Genomic DNA, 15,324 nt, shown 5'->3' with positions numbered 1-15,324 from the left:
GTGTATCAAGCATAAGCAGCTATCAAATTTGTAGTTAATTGATCACTGAGCCGCTTCGGCCTCCTGCCGCGCCTTGAGAGTTTTACCGTTGCTGTCTTTCCATTCGATTCGCCCGTTAGCGCTTCTGCCGTGGATCAGACTAGCCGCCGTGCTCGGTGAAGAAAAGACGTAGTCCAAGTTAAAACGAAGCACAGCGCCATCGACCTTTATGACGCCATTCGTCAGCAGGTCTTCTCGTAGCTTCCGTTGGCTGAAGGAGAGTGAGCTACCAATTTCATTCGTAGCAGTTGAACCGGCAAATACCAAGAAGCCTTGTGCGGTGTCGCTGCCGTGGGCTTCATAGCCTTTCCCTTGGCAAACCAGCTCGACTGGGGTCGCAACGAATGGTGCATTCGGAGTCGAGAGTTCGGCTGGTTCAAGTGCGGGCGAGGCGAGGGTTTCAAATGCCGGTGCAACAGCAAAACGCTGCGCTTTCTCAAACGCATGCACACCCAGCACCGGCAGCATGCCCAGCATGTGGCCCAAAAAAACTTCCATGTCGGCCCGGTCAGCCTCGCTCAGGCTGGGCTCGGCGGGCAGGTTTGCGTTGTCCAGCGGCACACGTTTGGCGGCGCGGGCCAAGGCGATGAGACGCGACTCCAGAAACTGCACGTGCGCCTTGTTGAGCTGCCCGGCTGTTGTGGTGGTGAAGCCAATGGCGCGGGTCCAGAAATCCTTTTGCGCATAGTGGCTCTCCAGCCGAGGGCGGATGGGGTCGCCCTCGCCCACGTAGAGCATGTCGCCCTCGCCGTCCGGGCGCGGCCCTATCAAAAGATAGACGCCGGTCTGCGCCAGCTCAAGCCGGGCTTTAACCTGTGGCAACAGCGCACGCGGGAACACCAGCGTCTTGCCGATCCAGTTGGATTTTTCGACGATGCGCAGGCCGTCGGGGTCGCCGTCGGCTACGAAGATGCGGAGGGAGAAAGGGGACATCGCGAAAAGTCTTTCAGTCACGTCGCTGGACCTGGGCAATCTGCTGGCGCGGATGTTCTTACACCATCTTCACCGCGAGCTCGCTCACTTCGGGTGAGAACTTATTCGACTTGCTCATGGCTCAATCCTCTCAGAGTGTTGAGCCTCCTCAAAATGGCCTGACCCCCAGAAGTTGGACGGTCACGATTCCGCCGATCAGGAGGTGCTTGTCAGCCGGCACCCCACCGGGCTGAGCCCCTGCAGCCGGAGCTTGATGCGCTCGTGGATGTATCCGATTGTCCGAGGTGTCTTTCGCCCAGCAAATCAAAGGCGTTTCCGGTGACCCGTTTTGGCTGTCAGGCCAACGCCAATTTGCATGAAAAATTTGACAGCGGAAGTTTTTAAGCCGGATCCAGCGGGAACACCGGCCTTCGCACGTTCCTGAAGGGGAACAGCGCGTAGTTGGAGCTCGTCACCCCGGTCGGGCTGTCGCACTCGACCAGCGCATGCGAGAGCGGCACGAACACCGGCCGGCAGTACATGCGCGACTTGAGCAGCACGAAGCGGTGGGCCGTCGGGTCCATGCCCACGCAGGAGAACACGCCCAGGTCCCAGGGCTCGTGCGTGCGCTCGGTGACCACGATGCGCGCCCGGCCCGTGTCGAACAGCACCGTGCGGCCCATGGCGCATCGCTGGCCGGTGTAGATGGGGCCGGTGACGGTGTATTCGCCGTCGCTGATGGCCACCACGGTGCCTTCGACGGGCACCGGTTCCTTGGCCACGCCGAGCTGAGTGAGCGGCACCTTGTTGCCCAGGCGCACGGTGGCGCGGGCACCCCTGCCGGCCGCAATCAGTGCGGCGACGGCCTCCGGGTCGCACAGCGGGCCCACGGCGATGTCTTCCAGGCCTTCGGCCAGGGCGGCCTGCAGCACGTCCATGGAGTCGCAGGTGCCGCCGGACATGCAGTTGTCGCTGTGGTCCAGCAGCAGCACCGGGCGGCCTGCGCCCTGGGCCAGCGCCTGGGCGCGCCGCAGGGAGGCGTCCAGCGGCTCGCTGTCGTAGACGAACTCCGTGCGCTCCTTCCACATGGCGGCGGCGATGCGGTCGGCGGCGGCCTGGGCCGGCGCGGGGTCGTCGGCATCGGCGGTGACGACCACGCTCATGCACGGCGCCTCGATGTCGGCGAGCGAGAAGCCCGCGAACACCGTGGCGGCGGGAATGCCTTCGGCCTCGGCCGCACGCGCCGCGTCCACCGCGCGCAGCATCGCGCCCTGCAGCGTGGTGCTGCGCAGCGTGTGGCCCATCATCGGCAGCGGATGCCAGCGCACGGTGTAGCGCGCCCGGCCCTGCAGCATGTCCAGCAGCAGGCGGCCGGCGTGCTCGCCGGTTTCGTACATGTCGATGTGCGGATAGGTCTTGAAGCCCACCATCACGTCGGCGTGGGCGACCATCTTGGGCGAGATGTTGCCGTGCAGGTCCAGCGCCACGGCCACGGGCACGCCCGGCGCGGCGGCGCGCACGCGCTCCAGCAGGTCGCCTTCGCCGTCGGGGCTGTTCTCGGCCACCATGGCGCCGTGCAGGTCCAGCAGGATGGCGTCGCAGCCGGGCGCGGCCTCCACGATGCGGCGGGTGAGCTCGTCGTAGGCAGCGGCATGCACCGGGCCGCTGGGGTTGGCCATGGCCGACACGGGCGTCACCATCTCGGCGTTCAGGCTGCGGGCCAGGTCGATGAACGCCGCCATGGCGGTGCGCATGCCCAGGTTGTCCTGCAGCGCCTCCTGCCCGTAGCGGGGCGAGAAGGCTCCCAGCGGTGTGGGCACCGGCGAGAAGGTGTTGGTCTCGTGGTTGAGCCGGGCGATCAGGAACTTCATGGTCATGCCGCCACCCCCGCGCTGCGCAGCATGGCGTGCAGCAGTACGTTGCAGCCGGCCTCCAGGTGCTCGGGCTCGGCGTCTTCGATCTCGTTGTGGCTGATGCCGTCCGCGCACGGCACGAAGACCATGGCCGTGGGCGCCAGGCGTGCCAGGTACACGGCGTCGTGCCCGGCGCCGCTCACCACGTCCATGGCGCTGTAGCCCAGCGTGGCCGCGTCGCTGCGCACGCCTTCCACCAGTTCGGGGGTGAAGGGCTGCGGCGGGAAGTACACCACCTGCTCCACCGCCATGGGCGTGCGGCGCGCCGTGCCGATGCGTTCGCAGGCCGCGCGCAGGGCGGCGTCCATCTGTAGCAGTACCGCGTCGTCGGCGGCGCGCAGGTCCACCGTCATGCGCACGCTGCCGGGAATCACGTTGCGGGAACTGGGGAACACCTCCAGCACGCCCACGGTGCCGCGGGCGTGCGGCGCGTGTTCCAGCGCGATGCGGTTCACTTCTTCCACCAGGCTGCTCGCCGCCAGCAGCGCATCGCGGCGCAGGTCCATGGGCGTCGGGCCGGCGTGGGCTTCCATGCCCTGCACGGTCACGTCGTACCAACGCTGGCCGAGGGCGCCCTGCACCACGCCGATCACGCAGCCGTTGGCCTCCAGCACCGGGCCCTGTTCGATGTGCGCCTCGAAATACGCGCCCACCGCAGGCGTGGGGACAGCCTCGCCGGCATAGCCGATGGCGGCGAGCGCCTCGGCCACGCAGGTGCCCTGGCTGTCGCGCTGCTGCAGCGCATGCTCCAGCGTGAAGGCCCCGGCGAACACGCCCGATCCCATCATCACGGGCACGAAACGCGAGCCTTCCTCGTTGGTCCACACCGCGACCTCGATCGGGGCCTCCGTCTCGATGCCCGCGTCGTTCAGGCTGCGCACCACCTCCAGGCCGGCCAGCACGCCGTAGTTGCCGTCGAACTTGCCGCCCGTGGGCTGGGTGTCGATGTGGCTGCCGGTCATGACGGGCGGCAGGCTGTCGTCGCGCCCGGCGCGGCGCGCGAAGATGTTGCCGATGGCGTCGATGCGCACGCTGCAGCCGGCCTCGCGCGCCCAGCGCACGAACAGGTCGCGGCCCTCGCCGTCCAGCGCGGTGAGCGCCAGCCGGCACACGCCGCCTTTCGGCGTGGCGCCGATGCGCGCCAGGTCCATTAGCGATTGCCAGAGGCGCGCGCCGTTCACGCGGGCCTGCAGCGCAGAGGGGGAAGTCTTCATGTCCACGGTGGGTGATCCTGAATGGGGTGGGGGTGTCATGCCAGGCCGACGCCGAGGTAGCGGTCCTTGGTCGCCTCATCGGCCAGGAAGGCGTCGTTGCGGGCCTCGTGCACGACCGCGCCCTGCTCGATGATGTAGTGGCGGTCGGCCAGCTGGGTGCAGACTTCGAGGTTCTGCTCCACCAGCAAAATGGCCACGCCCGCGGCCTTGATCGCCTGCAGCTGGGACACGATCTCCTCGACGATCACGGGCGCGAGGCCCTCCACGGGCTCGTCCAGCATGAGCAGGCGCGGTGCGTTCATCAGCGCGCGGCCGATGGCCAGCATCTGCTGCTCGCCGCCCGAGAGCTGCCCGCCGCCGTTGCTGCGGCGCTCCTTCAGCCGCGGGAAGATGCGGTAGATGTCGGCCAGTTGCCAGGGCGACTGCTTGCGCTGGCCCAGCAGCAGGTTCTCTTCTACCGTGAGCAGCCGGAAGATGCCGCGGTGCTCGGGCACCAGGCACACGCCGCGCTGGGCGATGCGGTGCGCGGGCAGGCCCTGCACGTCGTCGCCCTGGAAGCGCACGCGCCCCGCGCTGGGCTGCACCACGCCGCAGATGCTCTTGAGCGTGGTGGTCTTGCCCGCGCCGTTGCGCCCGAGCAGCGTGACCAGTTCGCCGTCGTCCACGTGCAGGTCCACGCCCTGCAGCACGTGGCTCTTGCCGTAGTGGGCGTGCAGCCCCTCGATCTGCAGGATGCTCGTCATGCCTTGCCTCCGGTGATCATGTTGCCCAGGTAGGCGCTGCGCACGCGCTCGTCGCTGCGGATCGCGTGCGGATGGCCTTCGGCCAGCACGCGGCCCTGCTGCATGACGGTGACGGTGTCGGAGATGTCCATCACGATGTTCATGTTGTGCTCGATGAGCACCACGGTGTGCTCGTCCTTCAGCCCCTGGATCAGCCGCTTCATGTCGTCCAGGTCGTCGATGCCCATGCCCGAAGTGGGCTCGTCCAGGAAGATCGCCTTCGGGCCCGCCGCCAGCGCCATGCCCACTTCCAGCCGGCGCTGCTGGCCGTGCGAGAGGTTGCCGACGGGCGTGTCGGCATGGCGCTCCAGGCCCAGCCGGGCCAGCACGCGCGCCACCACGTCGGCGCGGGAGCGGGCGCCCACGGGCGGGCTCCAGCAGTTGAGCGCCTGCGCGGGCGCCGTGCCCTGCGCGGCCAGCCGCAGGTTCTCGCGCACCGGCAGCGTGAGGAACAGGCTGGTCACCTGGAACGAGCGCGCCATGCCGCGCTGCACGCGGCGGTGGTCCGGCTCGCGGGTCACGTCGTGGCCGTCGAACACGATGCGCCCGCCGCTCACCGCCTTGGTGCCGGTGAGCATGTGGAACAGCGTGGTCTTGCCTGCGCCGTTGGGGCCGATCACCGAATGCACGGTGTTGGCGCGCACCTTCAGGTCGACGCCCGAGAGCGCGGCGAACTTGTCGTAGCGCTTCTCGACGCCGACGGCTTCCAGCAGGATGGGTGATGCCGTGCTCATGCTTTGTCTCCCGTGCCGGCAGGGGTGGCGTCCGTGGCGTGCTTCGCGTGCTTGGCGCCGCGCAGGCGGTCCCAGACCGATTCGAACAGGCCCCAGAGGCCGCGCTGCATGCCTAAGCTGATGACCATCAGCACCACGCCCAGCAGCAGCAGCCAACGCGGCCAGAGGGTGGAAAGCCAGTCGCCCACGATCAGGTAGAAGGCCGAGCCCAGCAGCGAGGCCAGCAGGTTGCCGGTGCCGCCGATCACGGTCATCACAAGGATCATCTCGCTCGTGTGGTATTCGGCGTTCGCCAGCGGGGCGATGCCGGTCATCATGGCGTGCAGCGCGCCGGCCAGGCCCGTGACGGCGCCGGAGATCACGAAGGCCTGCAGCTTCAGCAGCTTCAGGTCGTAGCCGATGGCACCCGCGCGCTCCTCGTTGTCGCGCACGGCCAGCAGGGTGCGGCCGAAGACGGAGGCCGACACCTTCTGCAGCAGCCAGAAGGCCACCAGGAACACCACGGCGACGAAGCCGTAGTACTGCCAGGGCGAGGTGAGCGGCCAGAGCGTGAACCCGCCCACGGCCAGGGACGGGCGCGGGATGTCCATCAGGCCGTTGTCGCCGCCCGTGAGGCCGGGCATCGAATAGGCGAGAAAGTAGAACATCTGCGCGAAGGCGAGCGTCAGCATCACGAAGTAGGTGCCGCGCTGCCGGATGGCGACCCAGCCCACCAGCGCCGCGCCCACCGCGCCCGCCACCACGGCGAGCGCCAGGGCCAGCGGCATCGGCAGGGGCCAGCGCGTGAGCGTAAGGGCGATGGTGTAGCTGCCCAGCCCGAAGAAGATGCCCTGGCCGAAGGAGAGCAGCCCCGTGTGCCCCAGCAGCAGGTTGCAACCCATAGCCGCGAGGCCGTAGATCAGCACCTCGCTGGCGAGGGAGCCGGACTGCATGGTGAGCGGCATCGCCAGCACGAAGGCCAGCGCCAGCAGCAGGTGGAAGTGTTTGCGCAAGATCGTCGTCATGGCGGTGTTCATCCTTTGCGGCCCAGCAGGCCATGCGGGCGCAGCAGCAGCACGGCGGCCATGGCGACGTAGATCATCAGGCGTGCCCCTTCGGGCCAGACGGTGCTCATCACGCTCTGCACGATGCCGATCAAGAGCCCCCCGACCAGCGCACCACCGAAGCTGCCCATGCCGCCCACCACGACGACCACGAAGGCCACGCCCAGCGCCTCGATGCCCATGAAGGGCTCGGCGCCGCGGATGGGCGCGGCCAGCACGCCCGCGATGGCGGCGGTGGCCGCACCCAGCGCGAACACCAGGCTGAAGATGCGGAACACGTTGATGCCCAGCAGCGACACCATCTCGGTCGATTCGCTGCCCGCGCGCACCGCGCTGCCCAGGCGCGTGCCTTCGAGCACCCACCACAGGCCCACGGCCAGCACGGCGGTGAAGCCGATCACGAAGAGCCGGTACTTGGGGTAGACGAAGCTGCCCCACATCACCACGCCCTGCAGCAGATCGGGCACGGCCACGCTGTCGCCCAGCGGCCCCCACTGCAGGATCACCAGTTCCTGCACCGCGAGCGCCAGGCCCACGGTGACGAGGATGTGGAACTCGTGCGGCTTGGCATACACGTGGCGCAGCACCAGCTTTTCGGTGAGCCAGCCCAGGGCGCCCACCACCAGCGGCACCACCACCAGGGTGAGCCAGAAGCTCAGGCCCCAGCGCGTCAGCTGGTAGCAGAAATACGCGCCCAGCAGGTAGAAGGCGCCGTGCGCGAAGTTCACGAAGCGCAGCAGGCCGAACACGATGGACAGGCCCACGGCCAGCAGGAAATACAGCATGCCGATGCCGATCCCGTTGATGACCTGTAGCAGGTAGATGCTCATGGAGTGGAGGCAGGACGCATGAAGGGGGAAGGCCCCGGCACGGACGTGCGGGGCGGGAAGGTGCGAAGGCGCGAAAGCCGGAGCGGGTCAGCCGAGCTTGCAGCCGGTCTGGTCCACCGGCAGGAACGACTTGCCGGAGCTGATCACGTCCACGTAGTCGTCCTTGTTGGCCATCTTGGCCTTGGGCTTGCCCTTGAGCAGGTAGTAGTTCTTGAGCACCTGGTGGTCGCCACGGCGGACTTCCTCCTCGCCCGTGAGTCCCGCGTACTTCATGCCCTCCATCGCCGCGACCACCGCCTTCGGCTCCACCGTGCCGGCCTTGATGATCCCGTCGATCATGAGCTTGGTGCAGATGTAGGAGCCCGCCAGGCTGTAGTTGGGGTTGGACTTGAACTTCTCCTGGCTGCGCCTGACCAGCTCCAGGTTCAGCGGCGCGTCCACGGTGTGCCAGTACTGCGCGCCGAAGTAGATGCCGTCGCACAGGTCCGCGCCCAGCGACTCGAACTGCTCCAGCCCCGAGGCCCAGGCGATCAGGATGGTCATGTTCTTGTGCATGCCGAAGCTCACGGCCTGGCGCAGCGCGTCCGACGACTGGGAGCCGAAGTTGAGCAGCAGCAGCACGTCGGGCTTGGCGGCCATGGCGTTGGTGAGGTAGCCGCTGAATTCCTTCTCGGTGAGCGAGTGGTAGCTGTTGCCCACGTGCTCCAGGCCTTTTTCCTTGAAGACGTTCTTGGCCGCCGACAGCAGGCCGTCGCCGAACACGTATTGCGGCGTGATGGTGTACCAGCGCTTGGCCTTGGGCAGCGCCTCGGCCAGCGGGCGCACGGTCTGCTCGATCGCGCCGAAGGTGGGTACCGACCAGCGGAACGTGGCGGCGTTGCAGTCCTTGCCGGTGATCTCGTCCGCGCCCGCGGTGGTGATGAAGATGCCGCCGGCCTTCTCGGCTTCCTTGCCCATGGCCAGCGATTCGGACGACAGGATGCCGCCCGCGAAGAAGCGCGTGCCCTGCTGCTGCGATGCCTCCTGCACCTTGCGCACCGCAGTCGCGGGCTTGCCTTCGGTGTCCAGCACGGTGTAGGCCAGCGGGCGGCCCAGCGCCTTGCCGTACTGCTCGATGGCCAGCTTCATGCCCAGGTCGGCGAACTTGCCGTTCGCAGCGAAGGCCCCCGACATGGGCACGGGGCAGCCGAACTGGATCGCGCCCGTGGACTGTGCCCAGGCGCTGCGCGCGAGGCCCAGCGACGCGGGCAGGGCGCCCAGGGCGGAGAGTTGCAAGAGGTGACGACGTTGCATGGGGAAGCTCCTGTGGGGGTGGTTCGGCTGGCCATGGGGGCCTGGCACAGCGATATGCAAAGCACATGGCGTGCCACGTGTTTGTTCTATTTATAGTGATAAATAGAACAAATGCAGTGCACGTAAACCCTGCATGGCACCGCAGCGCCCGCTGCTGGTGCATACACTGCGTCCCGGAGCGCCAGTCCGTGCGGCCCTGCAACCCGCCGCGCTCCCCCTGTTTTCAACCGCAACGCACCATGGCCACGAAACCGCCCGCCGGCAAGCCGATCAAGACCCTCAAGCGCCCCGACCTGGTGGCGCAGGAAATCAAGCGGCTCATCACCGAAAAGAACCTGAGCCCGGGCGACCGCCTGCCGCGCGAGGTCGAGCTGCAGGCGCAGTTCGGCGTAAGCAAGGGCACCATCCGCGAGGCGCTCAAGTCGCTGGAGGTGCAGGGGCTGGTGACCATCTCCACCGGCCCGTCGGGCGGCGGCACCATCGCCGAAGTGCCGCTGGACCGCACGCTGCAGTTCTTGCAGAACTACCTGTTCTTCCAGGACGTCACCATCGACAACATCTACGCCGTGCGGCAGTTCCTGGAGCCGGAGCTGGCCGCTGGCGCCGTGCCGCACCTGACGGACGCCGACTTCGAGGCGCTGGAGCACAGCATCGCCTGCTGCGACCCGCATTCCAGCAGCGAAGACCTGCTCTCCCAGCGCCGCGAGGACGTGAACTTCCACGACATCCTGGCGGCGGCCAACCCCAACCCGTTCCTGCGCTTCACCTGCGAGCTGATCAACGAGATGCTGCGCCAGCTCATCGTCTACGGCAACCGCACGCCGAAGTCCGAACACCGCCGGTTCGGCGAGACCAACGCGCAGTTCCACCGCGAGATCGTGCAGGCCGCGCGGGCGCGCGACGCGGCTCTGGTGCGTGACCTGATGGCGCGGCACATGCTGGACGCCGCCAGCAGCGTCAAGCGCATGAAGGGACGCATCCAGGGCCGGCTGATCCTGGATGCCGAGACGCTGCGGGGGCCGCGCGCTGCGCCCGTGCGCGGGCGACCCTAGGCTGCGTCATCGCGCCGGACGGCCGGACGGCCGGACGACCGGCCGCAGGCTGCTCAGGCAGGCTCCGCCGCTGCGGCCGCCCGCTGTTCCGGCCCGAACACCTTCACCCGGTTGCGGCCCTGCAGCTTGGCGGCGTAGAGCGCCTGGTCCGCGCAGGCCGTGAGCGTGTGGGGCTGGTCGGCATGCTGCGGAAAGGCCGCCACCCCGCATGACAGGGTGGCCGACAGCACCTCGCCCTCGAACTCCACCAGCACCGACTCGAACGCCCGGCGCAGCGCCTCGGCCCTTTCGCTGGCCGTGGCCAGGGGCGTCTCCGCCAGCAGCAGCACGAATTCCTCGCCGCCATGGCGGCAGGCCAGGTCCTGCGGGCGCACATGGCGCTGCAGCAGCTGCGCCAGCGACTGCAGCACGGCGTCCCCGGCGGCATGGCCGTGCGTGTCGTTGATGCGCTTGAAGTGGTCGATGTCGATCATCAGCAGCGAAAGCGGCTGGTGCTGCGCCTGGCTGCGCTGCAGTTCGGCGGCCAGCACCGCGTCGAGCTGGCGGCGATTGAAGAGGCCGGTGAGGGGGTCGCGCAGGGCCTGGTCGCGCAGCCGGGTCTGCAGCGACTGGATCTCGTCGAACTGCTGGCGAAGCTTTTCGTTGGTGCGGTGCTGCGCCATGGCCCGCATGTAGCCGTCGTGGGCGAAGGCGACGAAATACACCGTCAGCGCGGCAATGCAGAGCAACGCGGTCACGTTGTGCGTTTCGAGGTTCAGCGGCCAGCGGCCGGTGGCCGCCAGCCAGCCCGCCGCAGAGGCCGCGACGCCACCGCCCCCGGCCAGCAGCAGCCGGGGCAGGCCGCGCAGGTCGTAGAACACGACCATGTTGATGCAGTTGCCGATCATCAGCGAGAAGGTCAGCCACAGGGGCAGGCCCAGCCCGCCGGCCCAAAGGCCACCGAACACGACGTCGAGCCAGAGGTTCTGCATCTCGGTGTGGCGCTGGCGTGGCGAGCGCAGGGCGCGCCAGTAGGCGATGTGCGGGAAGCCAAGGAACTGCACCGCCACCAGCGCGAAGGCCCACGGGCCGGTCCCCGTGAACCCCAGGTGCGAGGCCACGGCCAGTCCCAGCATGGCGTAGAAGGAAGTGCGGTTGCGCCAGTTCATGCGCACCAGCCAGTGCACCGAGCGCTGCGGACGGCCGGCGGTGGCGGCGGTGGCGGCGACGGAATCGTCGGATACGGGGGCGGACATCGGCGGCAGCAAGAATACGGGCGAGCGGGGAGGCGGCGGGCGGGCGGGCGGGCGGGCGGGCGGGCGGGCCGGGTCACTTTAGCAGCAGGCCCGGGTTTTTTTTCCACCGCGCCGGCAGGATGTACAGGCCGTTGACGATCGGCGCACAATCTCCCCTTTTGGGCCACGGCTTCGGCCGCATCCGGCCCGTCCGGCCCCTGCCGACGCCGGCATCCCTCTTCCTTCCGTTCCACCCATCCGATCCGACGACCATGCGTTCAGACCGCGCTCTTTCGCCGTGCCCTGCACGTGCTGCTGACACTTCCTTCTCATCGTTTTCGACGGCGGGCCCCGGGTCGGTCCATCCTGTGCGGCCCGCAGCGTCTCTCGCCGCCAAGCCCCTGCTGGCCTGGCTGGGCGCCGCGGCGCTGGTGGCTGGGTGCGCCAGCCCTGCGGCGGAGGAGCCAGCGCCGCCCGCCTTCGCCACCGCCCCGGCGGTCATGCCCGCAGCCGCCCCCGCCGCACCGCCGGCCCCGCCCGTCGCGCCAGCGCCCACGGTGCCCGCCGACGGCACGGTCGCCCGCTTCGTGGGCACTGCCACCCAGCTGCCAGCCGCCACGGCCGCGTTGCTGGACCAGCTGGCGCAGGACAAGCGCGCGCGCTGGGAGATCAAGGGCTACAGCGAGCGCCAGGTGAACAAGACGGCGCGCGAGGTGGCGCTGGCCCGCGCGCTGGCCGTGCGCAAGGAGCTGGTGGCGCGGGGCGTGCCAGCGCAGAACCTGCGCGTGAAATACAGCACCGAGGAAGCACGCGAGGCGGTGACGGTGCTGCCGCAGACGGCCGAAGGCGCGCGGACCGAGGCGCCTGCGCCCGCACCCGCACCCGCCAAGGCGGCGGCGCCAGCGGCCGCGCCGCGCCCGGCTGCCAAGCGCTGAGGCTCCCGCTGGGAGCGCCCGGAGCGCGTTCAGGCGCGCCCTGGCCTCGACAGGCGCAGCCCGAACGGCGCAGGCCGGGCCGACCCGGCTGCCCGGGGCATGCCGGCCGGCCGTGGCCAGTCTTCAGCGGCTGCTGGGGAAGGCGAACACCGCGCCCTCGCGCACGCCGGCCGAGGGCCAGCGCTGCGTGATGGTCTTGCGCTTGGTGTAGAAGCGCACGGCATCGGGGCCGTAGGCGTGCAGGTCGCCGAACAGGCTGCGCTTCCAGCCACCGAACGAGTGGTAGGCCACCGGCACCGGCAGGGGCACGTTCACGCCCACCATGCCGACCTGGATGTGGTCGGTGAAGTAGCGCGCCGCCTCGCCGTCGCGCGTGAAGATGCAGGTGCCGTTGCCGTATTCGTGGTCGTTGATGAGCTGCATGGCTTCCTGCAGCGTCTTCACGCGCACCACGCCCAGCACGGGGCCGAAGATCTCTTCCTGGTAGATCTTCATGCCGGGCTCCACGTTGTCGAACAGGCAGGCGCCGAGGAAGTAGCCTTCTTCATGTCCTGCGACCTGGACCGTGCGGCCATCCACCACCAGCGTGGCGCCTTCGGCCACGCCGCTGTCCACGTAGGCCTTCACCTTCTCGAAGTGCTGCCGGGTGACCAGCGGACCCATGTCGTTGCCGTTGTCCGTTCCAGGGCCGACCTTCATCTTGGCGATCTCGGCCTGCAGGCCGGCGATCACCGCGTCGCCCACTTCGTCGCCCACGGCCACCAGCAGCGGGATGGCCATGCAGCGTTCGCCGCACGAGCCATACGCCGCGCCCATCAGCGCGCTGACGGCGTTGCCCACGTCTGCGTCGGGCATCAGCACGGCATGGTTCTTGGCGCCGCCCAGGGCCTGCACGCGCTTGCCATGCTTGCAGCCTTCGCTGTAGATGTATTCGGCGATGGGTGTGGAGCCGACGAAGCTCACCGCCTTCACGCGGGGGTCGCGCAGCAGCGTGTCCACCGCCGTCTTGTCGCCGTTGACCACGTTCAGCACGCCGGGCGGCAGGCCGGCTTCCAGCGCCAGCTGGGCGATGAAGAGCGTGCTGCTCGGGTCGCGCTCGGAGGGCTTGAGCACGAAGGTGTTGCCGCAGGCCACGGCCATAGGCCACATCCAGAGCGGCACCATCGCCGGGAAGTTGAACGGCGTGATGCCGGCGGTGACGCCCAGCGCCTGGAACTCGCTCCAGCTGTCGATGTTCGGGCCCACGTTGCGGCTGTGCTCGCCCTTGAGCAGCTCGGGCGCGTAGCTGGCGTACTCCACGTTCTCGATGCCGCGCTGCAGCTCGCCGTGCGCGTCGCTCAGCACCTTGCCGTGCTCGGCGGTGATGAGCGCTGCGATCTCGTCGGCATGCTCTTCCAGCAGCACCTTGAGCTTGCCCATCACCCGCGCGCGCTTGAGCGGCGGCGTGTTGCGCCAGGCCGGGAAGGCCGCCTCGGCCGAGGCGATGGCCTGCTCCACGGTGGCCTGCGGCGCCAGCGCCACGCTGGTGGTGGACTGGCCCGTGGCGGGGTTGAAGACCGGCTGGGTGCGGGCCGTATCGGCCACGATCTGGCCGTCGATCAGGTGGCCGACGGTGGAGGTGACGGACTTGTCGTTGTGCATGGTTTTATGAATGAAAAGTGCCACTGGCGCTGATGGATATTACGCAGTTAGCTATCAAATATATAGCGAATGAAGAGAGCCGGACATGCGGAGCTTTCATGCCCCGCCAGCGCGGCCGGCCTATGAACGGGCCAGGACCGGGATCAGGGCCAGGGCGCGGGTGCCTCGCGCGCCCCGCCCTGAACCGTTGCCCGGCGATCAGGCCGTCTCGTGCAGCGCGTCGCCCAGGGCGCTCACCAGCCGGTCGATCTCGGCTTCCGTGCTGATGAAGGGCGGCGCCAGCTGCACCGTGTCGCCGCCGTAGCGCACGTAGAAGCCCTTCTTCCAGCAGCTCATGGCGACTTCGTAAGGCCGGCGTGCCGGCTCGCCCGGCAGCGGCGCGATGGTGAAGCCCGCCGCCATGCCGTAGTTGCGGATGTCCAGCACATGCTTGGCGCCCTTGAGGCCATGCACGGCTTTTTCGAAATACGGCGCCATCGCCCTGGAGCGGCCGGGCATGTCTTCCTTCTCCAGGATGTCGAGCACCGCCAGTCCGGCCGCGCAGGCCACCGGGTGGGCCGAATAGGTGTAGCCGTGCGGGAATTCGAGCATGTATTCCGGCCCGCCCTGCGCCATGAAGGTGTCGTAGATCTCCTTGGCTGCAACCACGCCGCCCAGCGGCTGCGCGCCGTTGGTGACCTGCTTGGCGAAATTCAGGATGTCCGGCGTGACGCCGAAGGCCTCCGCGCCCGTCCAGGCGCCGCAGCGGCCGAAGCCGGTGATGACCTCGTCGAAGATCAGCAGGATGTTGTTCTGCGTGCAGATCTCGCGGATGCGCTCCAGGTAGCCCTTCGGGGGAATGACCACGCCGGCCGAGCCCGAGAACGGCTCCACGATCACCGCCGCGATGTTGCTCGCGTCGTGCAGCGCGATCACGTCCAGCAGCTTGTCGGCCAGCGCGCGGCCGCCGTCCTCGGCCATGCCGCGCACGAACGAGCCCATCGCTGGCTGCGTGTGCGGCAGGTGGTCGGCCTCGATCCCCTGGCCGAAGGTCTTGCGGTTGCCCACCATGCCGCCCACCGAAATGCCGCCGAAATTCACGCCGTGGTAGCCCTTCTCGCGGCCGATGAGGCGCGTCTTGCTGCCCTGGCCCTTGGCGCGCCAGTACGCCCGCGCCATCTTCAGCGAGGTGTCGGCCGACTCGGAACCCGAGCCGGTGAAGAACACGTAGTCGAGGCCGGCGGGCGTCAGTTCCTTGACCTTGTTGGCCAGCGCGAACGAGGCCGGGTGGCCGAACTGGAAGGCCGGCGCGTAGTCCAGCGTGGCGGCGGCACGGCCGATCGCCTCGGCGATGTCGCGCCGGCCATGGCCCAGGCCCGCGCACCACAGACCCGAGAGGCCGTCGAAGATCTTGCGGCCTTCCGCGTCGGTGTAGTAGGCGCCCTGGCCCGAGACGATCATGCGCGGCTGCGCCTTGAACTGCCGGTTGGCCGTGAAGGGCATCCAGTGCGCGTCGAGCCAGGCCGCATCCATGCGGGGGGCGTCGGCCGCGTCGGCCGTGGGGGTGTCGAGGGATACGAAACTCATGGAACCTCCGGAGCGAAACAGACAGGGGAGAGGGCGGGAGAGAAAAGCATGCAACGAATCCGGCTGGACGAGCCAGACGAACCAACACCCTGGCACAACCCAGGGCGAGCGGTGTCCTATTGTTCGCGCGGCCGATAATGCTTCCAATGCAGCAAT

The 15,324-nt window shown here is 68.5% G+C and carries 13 protein-coding genes; 2 read left to right on the top strand and 11 right to left on the bottom strand.

What is annotated here, in order from left to right:
* Positions 1-42: 42 nt before the first annotated feature.
* The 8 genes from ASF94_RS03455 to ASF94_RS03420 all read right to left on the bottom strand — a co-directional run bounded on the left by ASF94_RS03455 (position 43) and on the right by ASF94_RS03420 (position 8,760).
* Complete coding sequence (locus ASF94_RS03455) at positions 43-972, bottom strand: GIY-YIG nuclease family protein (protein WP_056661596.1); 930 nt, start codon at positions 970-972, stop codon at positions 43-45.
* A 380-nt stretch (positions 973-1,352) separates the two neighbouring features.
* The gene (locus ASF94_RS03450; RefSeq protein ID WP_056661762.1) at positions 1,353-2,822 is read right to left on the bottom strand and encodes a M81 family metallopeptidase; all 1,470 of its coding nucleotides are present in this window, start codon (positions 2,820-2,822) and stop codon (positions 1,353-1,355) included.
* 2 nt (positions 2,823-2,824) lie between these two features.
* The gene (locus ASF94_RS03445; protein WP_056661593.1) at positions 2,825-4,078 is read right to left on the bottom strand and encodes a Zn-dependent hydrolase; all 1,254 of its coding nucleotides are present in this window, start codon (positions 4,076-4,078) and stop codon (positions 2,825-2,827) included.
* A gap of 35 nt (positions 4,079-4,113) precedes the next feature.
* Complete coding sequence (locus ASF94_RS03440) at positions 4,114-4,821, bottom strand: ABC transporter ATP-binding protein (RefSeq protein ID WP_056661590.1); 708 nt, start codon at positions 4,819-4,821, stop codon at positions 4,114-4,116.
* Entirely contained in the window at positions 4,818-5,594 is a 777-nt protein-coding gene (locus ASF94_RS03435) for an ABC transporter ATP-binding protein (RefSeq protein WP_056661587.1), read from the bottom strand. The genes ASF94_RS03440 and ASF94_RS03435 overlap by 4 nt, the downstream gene beginning before the upstream one ends.
* The gene (locus ASF94_RS03430) at positions 5,591-6,598 is read right to left on the bottom strand and encodes a branched-chain amino acid ABC transporter permease (protein ID WP_056661759.1); all 1,008 of its coding nucleotides are present in this window, start codon (positions 6,596-6,598) and stop codon (positions 5,591-5,593) included. Before ASF94_RS03430 ends, ASF94_RS03435 begins: the two co-directional genes overlap by 4 nt.
* Positions 6,599-6,606: 8 nt before the next feature.
* Complete coding sequence (locus tag ASF94_RS03425) at positions 6,607-7,467, bottom strand: branched-chain amino acid ABC transporter permease (protein ID WP_056661584.1); 861 nt, start codon at positions 7,465-7,467, stop codon at positions 6,607-6,609.
* 87 nt (positions 7,468-7,554) lie between these two features.
* The gene (locus tag ASF94_RS03420; RefSeq protein ID WP_056661581.1) at positions 7,555-8,760 is read right to left on the bottom strand and encodes an ABC transporter substrate-binding protein; all 1,206 of its coding nucleotides are present in this window, start codon (positions 8,758-8,760) and stop codon (positions 7,555-7,557) included.
* Between the two features lie 239 nt (positions 8,761-8,999).
* Here ASF94_RS03420 and ASF94_RS03415 point away from each other — a divergent pair, with 239 nt between their 5' ends.
* Complete coding sequence (locus ASF94_RS03415; protein ID WP_056661579.1) at positions 9,000-9,812, top strand: FadR/GntR family transcriptional regulator; 813 nt, start codon at positions 9,000-9,002, stop codon at positions 9,810-9,812.
* A gap of 53 nt (positions 9,813-9,865) precedes the next feature.
* Here the strand turns inward: ASF94_RS03415 and ASF94_RS03410 are convergent, their stop codons facing one another.
* A complete protein-coding gene (locus ASF94_RS03410) occupies positions 9,866-11,047 on the bottom strand; it encodes a sensor domain-containing diguanylate cyclase (protein WP_235505246.1) in 1,182 nt (393 codons plus the stop codon).
* Positions 11,048-11,394: 347 nt separating this feature from the next.
* Here ASF94_RS03410 and ASF94_RS03405 point away from each other — a divergent pair, with 347 nt between their 5' ends.
* Positions 11,395-11,961: an OmpA family protein gene (locus tag ASF94_RS03405; protein WP_200933007.1), complete on the top strand. Its 567-nt coding sequence runs from the start codon at positions 11,395-11,397 to the stop codon at positions 11,959-11,961.
* A 123-nt stretch (positions 11,962-12,084) separates the two neighbouring features.
* On the opposite strand, the gene ASF94_RS03400 is transcribed toward ASF94_RS03405, so the two are convergent.
* The gene (locus ASF94_RS03400) at positions 12,085-13,602 is read right to left on the bottom strand and encodes a CoA-acylating methylmalonate-semialdehyde dehydrogenase (RefSeq protein ID WP_056661576.1); all 1,518 of its coding nucleotides are present in this window, start codon (positions 13,600-13,602) and stop codon (positions 12,085-12,087) included.
* Between the two features lie 198 nt (positions 13,603-13,800).
* Entirely contained in the window at positions 13,801-15,168 is a 1,368-nt protein-coding gene (locus tag ASF94_RS03395) for an aspartate aminotransferase family protein (RefSeq protein ID WP_056661573.1), read from the bottom strand.
* Between the last annotated feature and the right edge of the window lie 156 nt (positions 15,169-15,324).

The organism is Acidovorax sp. Leaf160 (assembly GCF_001424265.1).
Classification (GTDB): Bacteria; Pseudomonadota; Gammaproteobacteria; order Burkholderiales; family Burkholderiaceae_C; genus Paracidovorax.
The sequence above is the reverse complement of the archived record's forward strand: the minus strand, read 5'-3'. Positions and strand labels throughout refer to the sequence as shown.